The organism is Pseudomonas sp. GZD-209 (assembly GCF_049310485.1).
GTDB classification, from domain to species: Bacteria; Pseudomonadota; Gammaproteobacteria; order Pseudomonadales; family Pseudomonadaceae; genus Aquipseudomonas; species Aquipseudomonas sichuanensis.
Genome location: NZ_JBMOWQ010000243.1, coordinates 1 through 18,263, shown reverse-complemented (window position 1 = coordinate 18,263; position 18,263 = coordinate 1). Strand labels below are relative to the sequence as shown.

Annotated in this window: 16 protein-coding genes; 5 read left to right on the top strand and 11 right to left on the bottom strand. The window is 65.1% G+C overall.

The window, feature by feature from the left end:
- Positions 1 to 123: 123 nt before the first annotated feature.
- Entirely contained in the window at positions 124 to 735 is a 612-nt protein-coding gene (locus tag ACO6VM_RS24160; RefSeq protein WP_110996140.1) for a trimeric intracellular cation channel family protein, read from the bottom strand.
- A 92-nt stretch (positions 736 to 827) separates the two neighbouring features.
- A complete protein-coding gene (orn, locus tag ACO6VM_RS24155; RefSeq protein WP_110996141.1) occupies positions 828 to 1,370 on the bottom strand; it encodes an oligoribonuclease in 543 nt (180 codons plus the stop codon).
- A 108-nt stretch (positions 1,371 to 1,478) separates the two neighbouring features.
- On the opposite strand from orn, the gene rsgA reads away from it, so the two are divergent.
- A complete protein-coding gene (gene rsgA, locus ACO6VM_RS24150) occupies positions 1,479 to 2,510 on the top strand; it encodes a small ribosomal subunit biogenesis GTPase RsgA (RefSeq protein ID WP_125465763.1) in 1,032 nt (343 codons plus the stop codon).
- Positions 2,511 to 2,696: 186 nt separating this feature from the next.
- Here rsgA and motB read toward each other — a convergent pair whose 3' ends face one another.
- A complete protein-coding gene (motB, locus tag ACO6VM_RS24145) occupies positions 2,697 to 3,707 on the bottom strand; it encodes a flagellar motor protein MotB (RefSeq protein ID WP_401055432.1) in 1,011 nt (336 codons plus the stop codon).
- A 3-nt stretch (positions 3,708 to 3,710) separates the two neighbouring features.
- Positions 3,711 to 4,562, bottom strand: coding sequence for a flagellar motor stator protein MotA (gene motA / locus ACO6VM_RS24140; RefSeq protein WP_125860666.1), 852 nt, complete (start codon positions 4,560 to 4,562; stop codon positions 3,711 to 3,713).
- Between the two features lie 130 nt (positions 4,563 to 4,692).
- Between motA and ACO6VM_RS24135 the strand changes: the two genes are divergently transcribed.
- From ACO6VM_RS24135 to asd, 3 genes are read left to right on the top strand one after another with little or no spacing between them, the layout of a single operon-like run.
- Entirely contained in the window at positions 4,693 to 6,228 is a 1,536-nt protein-coding gene (locus ACO6VM_RS24135; protein WP_422403905.1) for an HDOD domain-containing protein, read from the top strand.
- A 44-nt stretch (positions 6,229 to 6,272) separates the two neighbouring features.
- Positions 6,273 to 7,082 (top strand): rhodanese-like domain-containing protein, encoded by an 810-nt coding sequence (locus tag ACO6VM_RS24130; protein ID WP_422403904.1) that lies wholly within the window; start codon positions 6,273 to 6,275, stop codon positions 7,080 to 7,082.
- A 9-nt stretch (positions 7,083 to 7,091) separates the two neighbouring features.
- The gene (asd, locus tag ACO6VM_RS24125) at positions 7,092 to 7,955 is read left to right on the top strand and encodes an archaetidylserine decarboxylase (protein WP_110996147.1); all 864 of its coding nucleotides are present in this window, start codon (positions 7,092 to 7,094) and stop codon (positions 7,953 to 7,955) included.
- A gap of 62 nt (positions 7,956 to 8,017) precedes the next feature.
- Here asd and ACO6VM_RS24120 read toward each other — a convergent pair whose 3' ends face one another.
- Positions 8,018 to 9,463, bottom strand: a complete 1,446-nt coding sequence (locus ACO6VM_RS24120; RefSeq protein WP_401055437.1) for a histidine kinase — start codon at positions 9,461 to 9,463, stop codon at positions 8,018 to 8,020.
- 135 nt (positions 9,464 to 9,598) lie between these two features.
- Between ACO6VM_RS24120 and serB the strand changes: the two genes are divergently transcribed.
- Positions 9,599 to 10,813, top strand: a complete 1,215-nt coding sequence (gene serB, locus ACO6VM_RS24115) for a phosphoserine phosphatase SerB (protein WP_323830439.1) — start codon at positions 9,599 to 9,601, stop codon at positions 10,811 to 10,813.
- A 90-nt stretch (positions 10,814 to 10,903) separates the two neighbouring features.
- Here serB and ACO6VM_RS24110 read toward each other — a convergent pair whose 3' ends face one another.
- The 6 genes from ACO6VM_RS24110 to ACO6VM_RS24085 form a co-directional block, all read right to left on the bottom strand.
- Positions 10,904 to 11,614 (bottom strand): PqiC family protein, encoded by a 711-nt coding sequence (locus ACO6VM_RS24110; RefSeq protein ID WP_110996462.1) that lies wholly within the window; start codon positions 11,612 to 11,614, stop codon positions 10,904 to 10,906.
- 175 nt (positions 11,615 to 11,789) lie between these two features.
- Positions 11,790 to 14,048 carry a DNA topoisomerase IV subunit A gene (gene parC / locus ACO6VM_RS24105; protein WP_258643407.1) on the bottom strand — a complete coding sequence of 753 codons (2,259 nt, stop codon included), beginning with the start codon at positions 14,046 to 14,048 and terminating at the stop codon, positions 11,790 to 11,792.
- A gap of 10 nt (positions 14,049 to 14,058) precedes the next feature.
- Complete coding sequence (locus ACO6VM_RS24100; RefSeq protein ID WP_401055441.1) at positions 14,059 to 14,577, bottom strand: retropepsin-like aspartic protease family protein; 519 nt, start codon at positions 14,575 to 14,577, stop codon at positions 14,059 to 14,061.
- The gene (locus tag ACO6VM_RS24095) at positions 14,574 to 15,560 is read right to left on the bottom strand and encodes an esterase-like activity of phytase family protein (RefSeq protein ID WP_422403903.1); all 987 of its coding nucleotides are present in this window, start codon (positions 15,558 to 15,560) and stop codon (positions 14,574 to 14,576) included. The genes ACO6VM_RS24100 and ACO6VM_RS24095 overlap by 4 nt, the downstream gene beginning before the upstream one ends.
- Entirely contained in the window at positions 15,557 to 17,461 is a 1,905-nt protein-coding gene (gene parE / locus ACO6VM_RS24090) for a DNA topoisomerase IV subunit B (RefSeq protein ID WP_110996466.1), read from the bottom strand. The genes ACO6VM_RS24095 and parE overlap by 4 nt, the downstream gene beginning before the upstream one ends.
- A gap of 35 nt (positions 17,462 to 17,496) precedes the next feature.
- Positions 17,497 to 18,105, bottom strand: coding sequence for a YqiA/YcfP family alpha/beta fold hydrolase (locus ACO6VM_RS24085; protein WP_422403902.1), 609 nt, complete (start codon positions 18,103 to 18,105; stop codon positions 17,497 to 17,499).
- Positions 18,106 to 18,263: the final 158 nt, after the last annotated feature.

Genomic DNA, 18,263 nt, shown 5'->3' with positions numbered 1-18,263 from the left:
GTTTGTGTTGTGACTCTTTCTCCTCCTTGCTCTCTTTTCCCTTTCTCCCCCCCCCCCCCCCCCCCCCCCCCGCTCCCACGAGTAGCCGAACAGCTCCTGCATCCCGCAGCAGCCGCGCACCATTCACTGCTGGTCGTTGTAGTGGAACTTGGGCATTTCCCAGTGGAAACGGATCGCCAGCAAGCGCACCAGGAACCCGCCAAACAGGGTCAGCAGCATCGCCTGCTCCGCCGGCACCTTGAAGTACACGCAGCCCAGGTAGAACCACGCCGCCGCGAACGACACGCTGGCGTACAGCTCGCGCCGGAACACCAACGGGATGTCGTTGCAGAAGATATCCCGCAGGATGCCGCCGAATACCCCGGTGATCACCCCGCTGATCGAGGCGACCAGGAAGCCCTGCCCCATCTCCAGCGCGGTCATGCAGCCGATCAGGGTGAACGCCACCAGCCCCAGGGCATCGAGCACCAGGAACAATGAGCGCAGATGGCGCATCAAGGGGGCGATGAAGATGGTCACCAGCGCGGCAAAACTGGTCAGCACCAGGTATTCCGGGTGTTTTACCCAGGTCAGCGGATAGTGCCCGAGCAGCACGTCACGCACCGAACCGCCACCCAGGGCGGTAACGCAGGCAATCAGCACCACACCGAACCAGTCCATGCCGCGACGGCCGGCAGACAGGGCGCCAGTCATGGCTTCGGCGGTGATGGCGATGAGGTAGAGCATCAACAACATGGTGCAGGTCCGTGCGGGAAAGGCGCGCAGTCTACCCAGTCGCGCGAGGCACCAAAAGAGGGCGCGCCGACGATTGTCGGCGCACGGCAAGCTCAGACCTTGATGAAGTGCTCGCGGTAGTGACGCAGTTCGGCGATCGATTCGCGAATGTCGTCCAGGGCCAGGTGGGTGCTGCCCTTCTTGAAGCTGTCACGCACGTTCGGCGCCCAGCGCGCGGCCAGCTCCTTGAGCGTGGAGACGTCGAGGTTGCGGTAGTGGAAGTAGTTTTCCAGCCCGCGCATGTGCCGGTACAGGAAGCGGCGATCCTGGCAGATGCTGTTGCCACAGATCGGCGACTTGCCCTTGGGCACCCACTGCTCCAGGAAGGCGATGGTCTGCGCCTCGGCCTCGGCCATGCTGATCTTGCTCTCGCGCACACGCTGGGTCAGGCCCGAGCCGCCGTGGGTGCGGGTGTTCCACTCATCCATGCGTGCCAGCACTTCATCGCTGTGATGAATGGCGATCACCGGGCCTTCGGCCAGGGTGTTCAGCTCGCTGTCGGTGACGATGGTGGCCATCTCGATGATGACGTCGCTGTCCGGGTCCAGGCCGGTCATTTCCAGGTCGATCCAGATCAGGTTCTGTGGGTTCTGCATGAAAGTGCTCCTCGAATAGGCCGTCATATTAGCCCAGCAAGGCGGTGCGTGGGCGGGCCATGCTAAACTGCCGCGGTTTTCTCACTGCCCCGCCGATACGGAACCTTCATGGCCAAACGCCAGCTCAACCGCCGCCAGAACTGGCGCATCGAAAAGATCCAGGGTGAACGCGCCGCCCGCGCCGCCAAACGCGAGCAGCATGCACTGCAAGAGCTCGAAGGTGGCGACCTGGGGCCGGAGCAGTTGGGCCTGGTGATCGCCCACTTCGGTGTGCAGGTCGAGGTCGAGGCCCAGGACGGCGACGACGCCGGCCAGGTATTCCGCTGCCACCTGCGGGCCAACCTGCCGGCGCTGGTCACCGGCGATCGCGTGGTATGGCGCGCCGGCAACCAGGGCATCGGCGTGATCGTCGCCCAGATGCCGCGCAGCACCGAGCTGTGCCGGCCGAACAATCATGGCCAGCTCAAACCGGTGGCGGCCAACGTCGACCTGATCGTCATCGTCTTCGCACCCGCGCCGGAACCGCACCCCAACCTGATCGATCGCTACCTGGTGGCCGCCGAGCATGCCGGTATCCGCCCGCTGCTGCTGCTCAACAAGGCCGACCTGATCAACGACGAGAACGCCCCGACGCTCAACGCCATGCTCGAGGTGTATCGCGGGCTCGGCTACCCGTTGCTGGAAGTATCGGCCCACCAGGGCGATGGCATGCAGCGCCTGCAACAGACGCTGGATGGCCATATCAGTGTGTTCGTCGGCCAGTCGGGGGTGGGCAAGTCGTCGCTGGTCAACAGCCTGCTGCCTGACGCCGGCACCCGCGTCGGCGACCTGTCCGAATGGTCGGGCCAGGGCACCCACACCACCACCACCGCGCGGCTCTATCACTTCCCCAACGGCGGCGATCTGATCGACTCCCCGGGTATCCGCGAGTTCGGCCTGGGCCATGTCAGCCGTGACGATGTGGAAGATGGCTTCATCGAGTTCCGCGAGCTGATCGGCCATTGCCGCTTCCGCGACTGCAAACACGACCGCGAACCGGGCTGTGCATTGCTCAAGGCACTGGATGAGGGCAGCGTGACGCAGCAGCGGATGAACAGCTACCGCTCAATCATCGCCAGCCTGCCGCAAGACAGCTACTGAGGCCGCGGCAGAGCGGCGGGTTCACAAGCCCTGTGGGAGCGGGTTTACCCGCGAAGCAGGCGACGCGATGCATGGCACCGGCTTCGCCGGTGTTCGCGGGTAAACCCGCTCCCACAGGCCCTTCACAAAGCAAAACGCCCGTGACTGCGTACGCAATCACGGGCGTTTTGCCTGGCAGCAACCGGTTTACTGGTTCTTCTGCTCATCCATCTTCAACACACCATCCTCGAAGATGTTCAGCTTCTGACGCAGTTCACGGGGCTGCATCGGGTCCTGCGGCGCCGGAGCGGCGGCGCCTGGCGCACCCTGGGCCGGCGGCGTCGCTTGCGGCTGGGCCTCAGGCGCACCCTGCTCACCCTCGATGGTGCGCTGGGCCTTCTTGGTCAGGACGATGATGTCGATACGGCGGTTGACCGGGTTGAACGGATTCTTGCGGTCGAACAGCGACGACGACGCATACCCCACCACCCGCGCCACCTGCTCATCCGGGTAACCACCCGCGACCAGCGCACGACGCGCGGCGTTGGCACGGTTGGCCGACAGCTCCCAGTTGCCATAGTCACCGGTACCGGAGTACGGCTTGGCATCGGTGTGGCCACTGATGCTGATCTTGTTCGGCACCGCCTTGATGGTGTCGGCCATGGCCAGCAGGATGTCCTCGAAGTACGGCTGCAACCGCGCACTGCCAATGTCGAACATCGGCCGGTTCTCGGCGTCCATGATCTGGATGCGCAGGCCGTCCTGGGTGATCTCGAACAGGATCTGGTCCTTGAACTTCTGCAGTTGCGGGTTTTCCTCGACCTTGTTCTGCAGCTCCTGCAGCAACAGCTCCAGGCGCTCGCGCTCGACCTGCTCGGCCATGGTCTCGACCTTGTCCTTGTCCAGCTGGATACTGGTATCAGGCGTCGGCTCGGACTTGGTCTCGGGGTTGATGGTCTTTTCGGGGGCCAGCTGTGGCGAGCCACCCAGGTCGATGATGTACGGCGTGCCGCTTTCGGAGAAGCCGATCGGGTCCTTGAAGTAGCCGGCAATGGCGATCTTCTGCTCGGGCGTGGCGGTGGAAAGCAGCCACAGCACGAGGAAGAACGCCATCATCGCCGTGGCGAAGTCGGCGAAGGCGATCTTCCAGGCGCCGCCATGGTGGCCTCCACCGAAGCGCTTTACGCGCTTGATGATGATGGGCTGATTGTTCTCCATGGCTTAGCGACCGCGGACCGCTTGTTCCAGCTCGGCGAAGCTTGGACGGTGCTTGGGGTACAGCACCTTGCGCCCGAACTCGACAGCCAGCGAAGGCGGCATGCCCGAGGCGGACGCGACCAGCGAAGCCTTGATCGACTCGTACAGGTTGAGTTCTTCCTTGGCATCGTGCTCCAGGCACTTGGCCAACGGGCCGAAGAAGCCATAGGCGGCCAGAATACCGAAGAAGGTACCGACCAGCGCCGCACCTACGTGCAGGCCGATCGACGCCTGGTCGCCGTCGCCCAGCGACGCCATGGTCACCACGATACCCAGTACCGCCGCGACGATACCGAAGCCGGGCATGCCGTCGGCGATGCCGTTCACCGCGTGGGACGGGTGCTCCAGCTCTTCCTTCATGCTCAGCAGCTCCATGTCGAACAGGCCTTCGAGCTCGTGGGGAGCCATGTTGCCGGTGGACATGATGCGCAGGTAGTCGCAGATATAGGCGGTCATGCGTTCATCGCCCAGTACCGCGGGGTACTTGGCGAAGATCGGGCTGGCGGCGGCGTCCTCGATGTCACCCTCGATGGCCATCATGCCTTCGCGGCGACTCTTGTTGAGGATCTCGTATACCAGGCCCAGCACTTCCAGGTAGAAAGTATGGGTGAAACGGCTGCCGAACATCTTCAGCGACTTCTTGACCACATGCATGGTCATGTAGCCAGGGTTCGCCTGAAGGAATGCACCGAACGCGGCGCCGCCGATGATCAGCACTTCGAACGGCTGAATCAGCGCCGCGATCTTGCCGTGGGAAAGCACGTAGCCGCCGAGCACGCTCGCGAATACGACGATGATGCCGATAATTTTAGCCATAGGTTCAAAGCACTTGCTGTCGTGGTCAGGGTCGGGGACGGGAGCTTTAAAACTCTTCTTCTACTTATCGGCACAACTGCGCCAGACTATAGCCACTCATCGCGAAAAGCCAGTTCGGACTGATGTCAAAATGCCAATTGAAACCAAGGTGCCAAGTAAGGTTCCCGCGACGCTAGAGGCCTGGGTAAAGCTGCTCGACGGGGTGCGCCTGCCGGTGCCGAAAGAGAGCCACGACCAGGTGGTCAAGGCCATCGCCGACAGCCGTCGCTCGCTGCGCGAGATCGCCGAACTGCTGCAGGACAGCCCCGCCCTGGTGCTGTGCGTGATGCGCGAAGCCAACCATCCGGCCAGCCCCAGCCAGGCCGACCCCGCCGAAAGCCTGGAAGTTGCCCTGAATCGCCTGGGCCTTGAACGTACCAGTCAACTGCTGGCACGCCTGCCCACCCTGCCCGGCGACGAGATCCCGCCGGTGCTGCGCCAGTTCCTGCTGATCAGCCAGCATGCCGCGCAACAAGCCAACGGCCTGTTCGCCAGCCGCCTGGCGCGGCTGTGGCAGGACATCCATTGGGGCAGCCTGCTGTTCCTCTCGCCGCTGTGGCCGCTGGCCCTGGCCTACCCGAAACTGCTGGACACCTGGGAGCTGCGGGTTATCCACAAAGGCGAGGACGCAGCCACGGTCGAGCATGAACTGTTCGGCGTGCGCATCATGTCGCTGTGCCAGGCCGTGGCCGAGCACTGGCGCCTGCCTGGCTGGGTCACCCAGGGCTATCGCCTGCTGATCGACGAACGCGAGCAGCTGGCCCAGGTACTGGCCATCGCCCGCGAACCCGAGGCCCTGGCACAACAGCAGCGCCTGGACGAGGAGCCGGCCCTGCGCCGCTGGTTCAACCAGCCGCCCAACACCGTCTTGCTCGCCAATGGCCTGGCGCTGGCGGCGCAGGTCGGCTGGGACAATCCGCACCTGCTGCGCTGGCAACTGCTGACCGCGCTGTACCTGCAGACTTCGCTGGAAGATGTGCAGCAGCAGGTCCACCAACAGGCCGCCGCCAGCGCCCGCCACCATGCGCGCCACGCCCTGTTCCACCCGGCCGAAGCGCTGATCTGGCCCTGGCACCAGCGCCGCCCGCACCCAGACATGCTCACCCCGCCGCCGCCCAGCGCCGAAGCGCTGGCCCACTGGCGCACGCTGTGCCAGGAACTGCTGGCCCAGCCAAGCCCGTTCTCCAACACCGTGCACCTGGCCACGCAAGCGCGCGAGGCGCTGCTGGCGTGCGGCATGCAGCGCATCATGCTGCTGAGCCTGGACAAGGCCAGCGACTACCTGCGCGTGCAGCAGACCGCCGGCCTGCCCAAGGAGGCTGACGCCATGGCGCTGGCGATCGGGCAGAACAAACTGCTGCAAAAGTTGATGAGCAAAGCCGGGCAACTGCGCCTGACGCCGGAAAACCACGCCCAGTTCGCCGCACTGCTGCCGGCCCCGCTGCGGGCGTTCTTCCGTAGCGAGCACCTGCTGCTGCGCTCGCTGGCCGTCGGCGAACAGGTGTTGATGCTGGCGGTGGTCGACCAGGGCGGCAAGCCGCTGGCCGATGTCAGCGTGCAAGCCTTCGGCAAGACCGCGCAATGCATCGAGCGCGCCCTGGCCGTGTTTGCCAACCGCAATGCCTGAGCCTTGCGCTACAATCGCTGCTCTTTCCGCCCTGGAGACCGTGGATGACTGACTTTTCCGGCTTGCCCCTGGTGATCGAAGCCGAGGACCTGCTACCGCGCCTGGCTTCGCCAGAGCTGATCCTGGTCGACCTGAGCAGTGCCAATCGCTACGTCAGCGGGCACATCCCGGGGGCCCGCTTCGTCGAGGGCAAACGCACCCAGCTGGGGCAACCACCAGCACCCGGCCTGCTGCCGGCACTGGGCGATCTGGAGAAACTGTTCAGCGAGCTCGGCCACCGCAACGATGCCGTCTATGTGGTTTACGACGATGAAGGGGGCGGCTGGGCCGGGCGCTTCATCTGGCTGCTCGACGTGATCGGCCACCGGAACTACCACTACCTCAACGGCGGCATTCAGGCCTGGCCGGCAGACAAGCTGTCCACCGAGGCGCCGGCACCCGCCAGCACCCCGGTGCGCCTGCAGTTGCACAGCGAGCCGACCGCCACCCGCGAATACCTGCAAAGCCGCCTGGGCGCCGACGACCTGGTGGTCTGGGACGCTCGCGGCCCGCAGGAGTTCAGCGGTGAAAAAGTCCTGGCCGCCAAAGGCGGGCACATCCCCGGCGCGATCAACTTCGAGTGGACCGCCGGCATGGACCTTAACGACCACCTGCGCATCCGCAAGGACATCAGGGAAGTGCTCGAACAACTGGGCATCACCCCAGACAAGGAAGTGATCACCCACTGCCAGACCCACCGCCGCTCCGGTTTCACCTATCTGGTGGCCAAGGCCCTCGGTTACCCACGCATCAAGGCTTACGCCGGCTCGTGGAGCGAATGGGGCAACCACCCCGACACGCCCGTAGAAGTTTAAGGACGCTCAATGAAATCCCGTTTGTTCATCATCAGCCAGCACCTGCTGCCGCACCACTTGCTGTCGCGCCTGGCCGGCTGCGTCGCCGAATGCCGCGCGCGCTGGTTCAAGAATGCCTTCACCGCCTGGTTCGCCAAGCGCTACCAGGTCAACATGTCCGAAGCGCTGGTCGAAGACTTGACTGCCTACGAGCACTTCAACGCCTTCTTCACCCGTGCCCTCAAGCCCGGCGCCCGCCCGCTGGACGAGACCCCCGGCGCCATCCTCTGCCCGGCCGACGGCGCGGTCAGCCAGCTCGGCCCGATCGAGCATGGCCGCATCTTCCAGGCCAAGGGCCACAGCTTCAGCGCCCTGGAGCTGCTGGGCGGCGACCCGGCCCTGGCCGCACCCTTCATGGGCGGCGAGTTCGCCACCATCTACCTGTCGCCCAAGGACTACCACCGCGTGCACATGCCGCTGGCCGGCACCCTGCGCGAGATGGTCTACGTGCCTGGCCGGCTGTTCTCGGTCAACCAGACCACCGCAGAGAACGTCCCCGAGCTGTTCGCCCGCAACGAGCGTGTGGTCTGCCTGTTCGACACCGAACGTGGGCCGATGGCGGTAGTGCTGGTTGGCGCAATGATCGTCGCCTCGATCGAGACCGTCTGGGCCGGCCTGGTCACGCCACCGAAGCGCGAGCTCAAGACCTTCCGCTACGACGAAGCCAGCCGCGCACCGATCCACCTGGAGAAAGGCGCCGAACTGGGCCGCTTCAAGCTGGGCTCCACGGCGATCGTGCTGTTCGGGCCAGAGCAGGTGAAGTGGGCTGAAAACCTCGGCGCAGCGTCTGCCGTGCGCATGGGTGAACTGCTGGCGCAGCCAGCCCAGGCCTGATCCGCCGCCGCAATGAAAAAGGCCCTGCATCTGCAGGGCCTTTTCTTTTGGTGCATGGCGTATCAGGCGCGGCGTTCGTGCATCCGTGCCAGCTGGCGCTCCAGCATCGACGGGTACGGCTCCATCAACCGCTCCACGCAGCTCGCGCCCTCGGGGCTGGCGATCGGGCGGATGCGCGCACGCTGGCGCACCAGGGCATCGTCGCTGATACGCCGCTCCACCAGCAGCAGGTTGCGGCTGTGCTGCGATAGCGCCAGGGCGTCCTGGGCCTGTTCGGTCATCAGCAGGTCAACCTGGTCCAGGCCCTGCAGGTCATCGGCCAACACCAGGCCCAGTTGCAGTTGCAGGGTGATGCCGCTGTCGGCCACCTCGATCTGCAGGGCATGGCCCAGGGCACGCAGCAGCTCACCACAGCAGATGGCGTTGGTCAGGTAGTCCTCGCCACAGTCGCGGCTGTGGAACAGCAGCAGGGTGCCGCCGTCGCTCAGCGTGTGTACTTCGCCTTCATACAGCGAGGCAGCCTGGTCGAGGCAGTCGTTGTAGCGTTCCAGCAGCTCGGCCAGGCGGGTGCGCGGCAGGCGGCGCAGTTGCTCCTGGGAGCCCAGCTGGACGGCCAGCACGGCGCTGCTCTGGGGCTCGTTCGACTCGACGGCGATCGGCTTGGCGGGGGCGGTTTCTTCGTCCATCAGGCCGGCAAAGGCCTCGTCATCGTCGTCAGCCTCGTGCACGGCGGGCTTGGCGCGCGGGGCGGCCTTTGGCGCTACCGGCGCGTCGTCGAAGTCGTCTTCTTCCTCTACCTCTGGCTCCGGCGGCGGTGGCGGTGCGAGGCGGGCGTGCAGTTGGCGGGCCAGGTCGCCGATTTCGTCCTGGCGGTCGATGGCCGGGGTGTAGGGGTGCGGGTCGCGCAGCCAGACCCGCAGTTGCAGCAGCGGGGTGGAGATGAAACGGCCCAGGCGCAGGCTCAGGGTGAGGGCCAGCGCCAGCAGGATGGCGGCAAGGATGCCCATGCTCTGCAGGCTGATCAGCATCGGCTGCTGGAACTGGCTCATGTCCAGGCTGATGCGCAGTTGGCCGGCGGTCACGTCCTGGAAGGTGATCTTGGTCTGGTACACCCCTTCTGCCTCGCCCAGCAGGCTGTTGCGCGGGCGCTGGCCGGCCTCGGCGAGGATGCGGTTGTCCACGCTGTAGATGGCGGCATGCGCCACCAGCGGGTTCTTCACCAGGTTGCCGAGCAGCACATTGAGGCTGAGGATGTCGTTGGACACCAGCAGTTCGGTGGCCGAGGTGGCGGTCTGCGTGGTCAGGCTCTGGCCAACGGCATCGGCCTGCTCATGCATGGCCTGCTTGAACTGCAAACCCATCACGCAGGCATAGATCACCAGGGCCAGGGCCACCAGGAAGATGTTATGGCTGGCGATACGCAGGGCCAGGGGGATTCGGCGCTGGCTGAGGGCTCGGTAGATCATCAGGAAGAAGTTGTCGGTTTTGACTGGCGTGGGCCGGTTCACAGAGCGCGGCTCTTAATGGCGAGAAAGTGCTGCGCAGTATAGCGAGCAGAGTTTTGTCGGCAAAGTATCGTTGGCGCCCGATGGTCACGGAAAATCGGTAGAATGCGCATTTTTCATCGAAGTCGGAGCCCGGTCTTGCGCGAAATCGTCCTGATCAACATCACTGGTGAAGACCGTCCGGGTCTTACCGCTGCCATCACCGGCGTCCTGCTCCAGGGCGGTGTGAACATCCTCGACATCGGTTTGGCGGTGATGCACGGCACGCTGTCGTTCGGCATCCTGGTCGACATTCCCGACAACGAGGTCGCCACCGGGCTGCTGCAAAGCGTGCAATCGAAAGCCCACGAGCTGAACCTGCAGGCACGTTACACGCCGATCTCCGAAGCCGATTACCAGCACTGGGCCGACAGCCAGGGCGAGGCGCGCCATATCGTCACCCTGCTCAGCCGCCGGGTCACCCCGGAGCAGTTGCAGCGGGTCAGCGCGATCATCAGCCAATACGGCCTGACCATCGAGCGCATCGAGCGCCTGTCCGCCCGTGTGGCGCTGGATGCCGATGCCGATAACGGCAAGGCCGCGCTGGAGATTTCCGCGCGTGGCGAACCAACCGATGCCCAGGCCCTGCGTGCCGACTTCTTTGCCCTGTGCGAAGCACTGAACATCGACATCGCCTTCCAGCGCGACGACCTGTTCCGCCGCAACCGCCGCCTGGCCGTGTTCGACATGGACTCCACGCTGATCGAGGCCGAAGTGATCGACGAGCTGGCCAAGGCCGCTGGCGTGGGCGAGCAAGTGGCGGAGATCACTGAGCGTGCCATGCGTGGCGAGCTGGATTTTCGCGCCAGCTTCAAGGAGCGCATGGCGCTGCTCAAGGGCCTGGACGTTGGCGTACTCGACCAGATCGGCGCGTCGCTGCGCTTGACCGAGGGTGCCGAACACCTGTTCGCCGAACTCAAGCGCCTGGGCTACAAGACCGCCATTCTTTCCGGTGGCTTCACCTACTTCGCCAAGCAGGTGCAGGCACGCCTGGGTATCGACTACGTATTCGCCAACGAGCTGGAAGTGGTCGATGGCAAAGTGACCGGCGTGGCCGTCGAGCCGATCGTCGACGCCCAGCGCAAGGCTGAGCTGCTGCAACAGCTGGCCAATCAGGAAGGGCTGCAGCTGGAGCAGACCATCGCCGTGGGCGATGGCGCCAACGACCTGCCAATGCTGTCGCTGGCCGGGCTGGGTGTGGCGTTCCGCGCCAAGCCGCTGGTGCGCCAGTCGGCCAAGCAGGCAATCTCCACGCTGGGTCTGGATGGCGTGCTGTACCTGCTGGGCCTGCGCGATCGCGACGCGCGCAGCTGATGATTGGCTGAACCCCTTCGCCGGCGTGCCGGCGAAGACCGAGGCAATAAAAAAGCCCGCATCGCTGCGGGCTTTTTCATGTCTGGCAGATCAGAACCGATAGACTTCCATATCGGTGCGGATCGGTGAAGCCATCGGGATCTTCGACTTCTCCGGCTCCTTCTTCACCTGTACCGGCGCCGCCTGCTTGCGGGGCGCTTCCTCGGCGATGGCCGGCTGGTTGGCCAGCGGTTTGACCGTATTGCTCAGCTGCTCGGCGAGCTTCTGCAGCAACTGCCCCTGGGCCTGCACCTGGGCCGATTCGCTGCCTTGGTGCGGCTGCTCGAGGTGAACGATGCGGTTGTCACGCACCTGGCCACGACGGTCCAGTACACGCCATTGCGCATCCAGGATCGCCGGCTGGTTCTTGCCCGAATCCAGGCGGGTGATGGTCAGCAGCACTTGCACGTCCGGGGTGAAACCGGCACTGGCGGGCGCGAGCACCACGCGCTGGCTGTCCAGGCGCCAGGCCAGCTGGCGCACCAGCAACTGATCGATATCCGACGAAAGGCTGCCGGCCCAGCGCCCGTCGGTCGCCGCAGTCAGGCTGCCATCGGTCTGGCGCTGCAGGAAGGTTTCGCGTTGCAGGTAGTCGGCCACCGAAACAGGGCCAAGCACCACCGCCATGCCTGCCGCCTGCGAAGGCTGGCCAGGGTCACCGCTGTCGAGCTGATACAAGGCGACCGGCTGATGCATGCTGCACCCGCTCAGGCCCAACAGCCCGGTCATCAACAGCGCAAATGGAAGGCGCAGAAATTTCATTCATCCCATCCAGGCGGTCGCCTCAAGACTGACCGCAGTGATACTCACATAAATTCATCCGGGCACTCGGCCACGCCGGCACCACAAGTGCACTATCATCCGCGAAATAGCGGCCCGACTCCAGCATTTCCGCCTGCAACGGCGCCGAAAGCGCCGCTGCAGACGTGCTACCCGCTTATGCCGGGGTTTCCACCAGCAGTGCATCGACACGCTGGAAACCACGTGGCAATTTGCTACCACGGCGACCGCGCTCACCCTTGTAATGCTCGAGGTCGTCCGGTTTCAGAGACAGGGTACGCTTGCCAGCCTGCAAAACAAGGGTCGCTCCCTCGCTGACCACCGCAAGATCGGTGACATATTCTTCACGACTGGCCACCCGGTCGCCCGGCACGCCGATGATCTTGTTGCCCTTGCCCTTGCCCAGCTGCGGCAGGTCGGCAACCTTGAACACCAGCAGGCGCCCTTCGGTGGTCACTGCCGCCAGCCAATCCTGCTCGCGGTCGGCCACCGGGCGCGGGGTCATGACCTTGGCGCCGTTTGGCAGGCTCAGCAGGCCCTTGCCGGCCTTGTTCTTGGCCTGCAGGTCTTCACCCTTGACCACGAAGCCGTAGCCGGCGTCAGACGCCACCACGTACAGGGCATCGTCGTCCGGCAGCAGCACGCACTCGAAGGTAGCGCCTGGCGGCGGCGTCAGGCGGCCGGTCAACGGCTCGCCCTGGCCACGGGCGGACGGCAGGCTGTGGGCAGCCACCGAGTAGCTGCGCCCGGTGGAGTCGATCAATACGGCAAACTGGTTGGAGCGCCCGGCGGCAGCGGCCTTGAAGCCATCGCCGGCCTTGTACGAAAGCCCCGTGGCATCGATGTCGTGGCCCTTGGCGCAGCGCACCCAGCCCTTCTCCGACAGCACCACGGTGACTGGCTCGGTCGGCATCAGCTCGTTTTCCGACAGAGCCTTGGCTTCGGCCCGCTCGACGATCGGCGAGCGACGGTCGTCGCCGTAGGTTTCGGCATCTTCGATCAGTTCACTGCGTACCAGCTTGCGCAGCTTGGCATCGCTGCCCAGCAGCGTGGTCAGGCGCTTCTGCTCCTTGAGCAGGTCGTCGGTTTCGCCACGGATCTTCATCTCCTCCAGGCGCGCCAACTGACGCAGGCGCGTTTCGAGGATGTAGTCGGCCTGGATCTCGGTCAGCTCGAAACGCTCGATCAGCGCCTGCTTCGGGTGCTCTTCGGTGCGGATGATGTGAATCACTTCATCCAGGTTGAGGAACGCCTTGAGCAAGCCTTCCAACAGGTGCAGGCGGCGCTCGACCTTGTCCAGGCGGTGCTGCAGGCGGCGACGAACGGTACCGATGCGGAACTCCAGCCACTCCAGCAACAAGGCACGCAGGCTCTTGAGCTGCGGACGGCCGTCGAGGCCGATGATGTTGACGTTGACCCGGTAGGTGCTCTCAAGGTCGGTGGTGGCGAACAGGTGCTGCATCAGCTCGGCGGCATCGACGCGGTTGGAGCGCGGGATGATGACGATGCGGCAGGGGTTCTCGTGGTCCGACTCGTCGCGCAGGTCAGCGACCATCGGCAGTTTCTTGGCCTGCATCTGCGCGGCGATCTGCTCCAGCACCTTGGCCCCGGAGACCTGGTGAGGCAGCGCGGTGACGACGATATCGCCGTCTTCGACGCGGTACACCGCACGCATGCGGATCGAGCCCTTGCCGCTCTCGTACATCTTGAGGATGTCGGCGCGTGGGGTGACGATCTCGGCCTCAGTCGGGTAGTCCGGCCCCTGGATGTGTTCGCACAGCTGCTCAAGCGTGGCCTTGGGCTCGTCGAGCAGGCGCACGCAGGCACTGGCCACTTCGCGCAGGTTGTGCGGCGGCACATCGGTGGCCATGCCCACGGCGATACCGGTGGTACCGTTGAGCAGGATATTCGGCAGGCGCGCCGGCAATACCGCCGGCTCCTGCAGGGTGCCGTCGAAGTTCGGCACCCAGTCGGCCGTACCCTGGCCCAGCTCGCTGAGCAGCACTTCGGAGTAACGCGACAGACGCGCCTCGGTGTAACGCATGGCGGCGAACGACTTCGGATCGTCCGGCGCACCCCAGTTACCCTGGCCGTCGACCAGGGTGTAGCGGTAGCTGAACGGCTGGGCCATCAGCACCATGGCTTCGTAGCAGGCCGAATCGCCGTGGGGGTGGAACTTGCCGAGCACGTCACCGACGGTACGCGCCGACTTCTTGTGCTTGGAATCGGCATCGAGCCCCAACTCGCTCATGGCATAGACGATACGGCGCTGCACCGGCTTGAGGCCGTCGCCGATGTGCGGCAGCGCGCGGTCCATGATCACGTACATGGAGTAGTTGAGGTAGGCCTGTTCGGTGAAGTCAGCCAGGGAACGGCGTTCGACACCGTCCAGGCTGAGTTCGAGTGAGTCGCTCATGCGGGCCTCGTCATTTCAGGTTCTGGCGCAGCAGCATGGTGCCGCCGCGCTGGGTAAATTCAAGTTGTTTGAGGGCGCTCATGCCCAGCAGCACGGCCTGGCCGTCGAGGCCGGGCACCACCAGGGCGCGCACGTCGCGCAGGTGGATATCGCCCAGCAGCAGGCTGTCGATACGGGTGCGGTAACCTTCCGTGCGGCCATTGGCGGTGCTCAGCGTCACGGGCGCACCACGGGCCAGATCGAGGTCGCGGGCCAGCGCCTCGGGGATGGCCACGTCGGTGGCCCCGGTGTCGAGCATGAAATGCACCACCCGGCCATTGATCGCGCCATCGGCGACAAAATGCCCCTGGCCGTTGCTCAGCAGGCGCACTTCGACGAAACCATCGCCCTGGGTGCTCTGCACTTCGCTGTTCGGGTTTTCCTGACGCGCTTCCCACTCGCCGAAAAAACGCGTGGCGAGGAACATCGCCGCCGCCCAGGCCAGCACCATCAGCACCTTGCCCGCACGTTTGCCCGGTGCCTGGCTCATGGTTTGCCGCTCCAGCCGCCCTGTGGCGCGGCGAAGCGCCAGACGATCGGCCGCGCCTCACCATCGGCACGCACGCCGTTGTTGTTGTCCACGCCAATCCAGGCGCCGTCCTTGTCAATCACCAGCGCTTCGGCAAGACCGTAGGGTTGATCGTACTGACGGGGCGCCAGCAACGCGTCGGCGGCAAACGACCAGCAGCGCTCGACCGCGCCGCTGTCGGCATCACGCCGGCAAATGCGGTAGGCATTGCGCTCCAGGGTGAACAGCTTGCCGTCGAACAGCGCCAGGTCGGCGAAGTCCCGCGACAGGGCGCGTGCCCCCGGGAACTGGGCTGGCTGCATCTCGACGCCGGCCTCGCTGAACATCACGCAACTGCGCCCGCAGGCCCATACCGATTGCTGGCGCTGCACCGAAAGCAGGCCACGGCGTTCGCGCTCTGCGGCCAGCCACAGGCGGTCGCCCGCCGGATTGATCGCCAGACCTTCGAACAACGCATTGAAGTGCAGCAACATGCCACTGGCACGGGCCTGGCGGACCATCGACTGATCAATTTTCAACCAGTTCGGTTCACCCGAGGCTGGCAATTGCAGCACCGCCGCATGCGCTTCGCTGACGACATAGAAGTTACCGGCCTGATCACAGGCGATCCCTTCGAAATCCAGCGCTCCGCCACGGATGAACGATGCGGCCCAGTTGCGCGACTTCAGCCCCCACGGCAGGCCGGTGTCCGGCGCCGCGGGCGGGGTAAACACCAGCGCTTCGGCGCGCCAGGTGTTATCGCCCTGGTCGAGGCGATAGATGCGGTCATCGTCACGGTCGGACACCGCCCACAGCGCCCCGCGGCACACCGCCAGGCCGGACAGGTTACCGCCACGCATGCCTTCGACCGGGTGCTCGCGGGTGAGCTTGAGCTCCGGCCAGTCCTGCGCCAGGGCCGGCAACATCGACAACGCCAGGCAAAGTGCCAGGAGCGGACGAATCAAACCAGGACCTCGGCCAGGTTGCCTTTGGTCTCCAGCCAGTTCTTGCGGTCACCGGCGCGCTTCTTGGCCAGCAGCATGTCCATGATCTCGGTGGTACCCGCCAGGTCGTCGAGCGTGAGCTGGACCAGGCGCCGGGTGTTCGGGTCCATGGTGGTTTCGCGCAGCTGCGGCGGGTTCATCTCGCCCAGCCCCTTGAATCGGGTGACCTGCGGCTTGCCGCGTTTCTTCTCGGCGACCAGGCGATCAAGGATGCCATCACGCTCGGCTTCGTCGAGGGCGTAGTAGATCTCCTTGCCCAGGTCGATGCGGTACAGCGGTGGCATGGCCACGTAGACGTGACCGGCCTCGACCAGCGGGCGGAAATGCTGGACGAACAGCGCGCACAGCAAGGTGGCGATGTGCAGGCCGTCGGAGTCGGCGTCGGCGAGGATGCAGATCTTGCCGTAGCGCAGTTGGGTCAGGTCGGTGGCACCCGGATCGACACCGATGGCCACGGCGATGTTGTGCACTTCCTGGCTGGCCAGCACTTCACCGCCATCGACCTCCCAGGTGTTGAGGATCTTGCCGCGCAGCGGCAGGATCGCCTGGAACTCCTTGTCCCGCGCCTGCTTGGCCGAACCACCGGCGGAGTCACCCTCGACCAGGAACAGCTCGGCGCGCATCGGGTCTTGGCCTGCGCAGTCAGCCAGCTTGCCCGGCAGCGCCGGCCCCTGGGTGACGCGCTTGCGCTCGACCTTCTTGCTCGCCTTCAGGCGGCGGCCGGCATTGCTGATGGCCAGCTCGGCCAGTTGCATGCCCAACTCGGGGTGGGCGTTGAGCCACAGGCTGAACGCGTCCTTGACCACACCAGAGACGAACGCCGCCGCCTCGCGGGACGACAGGCGCTCCTTGGTCTGGCCGGAGAACTGCGGCTCCTGCATCTTCATCGACAAGACGAAGCTGATGCGCTCCCAGACGTCCTCCGGGGCCAGCTTGACCCCACGCGGCAGCAGGTTGCGGAACTCGCAGAACTCGCGCATGGCATCCAGCAGGCCCTGGCGCAGGCCGTTGACGTGGGTGCCGCCCTGGGCGGTGGGGATCAGGTTGACGTAGCTTTCCTGGATGCTGTCGCCGCCCTCCGGCAGCCACAGCAGGGCCCAGTCGACCGCCTCCTTGTTACCGGCCAGGCTGCCGCAGAACGGCTCGTCGGGCAGGCGCAGGTATTCGCTGACCGAGTCGACCAGGTAGGAACGCAGGCCGTCCTCGTAGTGCCACTCGACCTTCTCGCCGGTGCCTTTGTCCTCGAAGCTGATCGACAGCCCCGGGCACAGCACGGCCTTGGCCTTGAGCACGTGCTTGAGGCGGCTGATGGAGAACTTGGGCGAGTCGAAGTACTTGGGATCAGGCGTGAAGTACACGCTGGTGCCGGTGTTGCGCTTGCCGACGGTGCCGACCACCTCCAGCTCGCTGGCCTTGAAGCCGTCGGCAAAGGTCATCTGGTACTCGTTGCCATCGCGCTTCACGCGCACCCGCACCTGGGTGGACAGGGCGTTGACCACCGAAATACCAACGCCGTGCAAACCGCCGGAGAACTGGTAGTTCTTGTTGGAGAACTTGCCGCCGGCATGCAGCTTGGTGAGGATCAGTTCGACACCGGACACGCCCTCTTCGGGGTGGATGTCCACCGGCATGCCGCGGCCGTCGTCGCACACTTCCAGCGAGTGGTCGGCGTGCAGGATCACCTGCACCGAACGGGCGTGGCCAGCCAGGGCTTCGTCGACACTGTTGTCGATGACTTCCTGGGCCAGGTGGTTCGGCCGGCTGGTGTCGGTGTACATGCCCGGGCGTTTGCGGACCGGGTCAAGGCCCGAGAGGACTTCGATGGCGTCTGCGTTATAGGCGCTAGCGCTGGGATTGGCCATGGGGTCTCGTCGTCAGTCAGGTGAATGCAAAAAGCTCAAAGTACAGAAAAGTCCAGCGCCGCATACTGCCCACGGGCAATACCGGCAAAGCTCAGCAGCGCCGGGAGCTGTTCGGCGAAGCCTTGGTAGCTGTGGTCGCCACCGGCCTGGATGCGCAGGGCACAGGCTCGGTAATAGCCCTCGGCCTGGCGATAGTCCAGTGTTTCATCGGCGGTCTGCAACCACACTTGATAGCGACTGGCATCCAGCGGGGCAGGCACTTCCAGCTCGGCCAGGGCCTGCACGTGGTCGTGGGTCAGCTCCCAGGCTTCGTCGGTATAAAGGTTGCGCTGGGTGCCGAGATAACCATCGAACAACCGGTGCGGGGCGACCGCCGGGTTGATCAGCAGGGCCTTGAGGCCGTGGCGCTCGGCCAAGTGGGTGGCATAGTAGCCGCCCAGCGAGCTGCCGACCAGCAAGGGCGCGCCGAGCTCGCTGATGGCCGCCTCCAGCTGCGCGATGGCCTGGCGCGGGTGGTGATGCAGGGCTGGGACGCGCAGTTGGTCAGTGAGGCCGATCTGCTGCATGACCGCCTCGAGTTGGCGGGCCTTCTTCGACAGCGGCGAGCTGTTGAAGCCATGGATATAAAGGATGGAACCCGACATGCTGCCCCCGGACGCAAAGACGCGCAGTGTAGCCTGTTCGAGGAGCATTGGTTCAGCGCAGGGATTTTCGCAACACATTCTTCAACGAAGACTGCATCCACCGTGGGAGCGGGCTTGCCCCGCGATTGCAGTGCCAAAGCCACCATCGCAATCGCGGG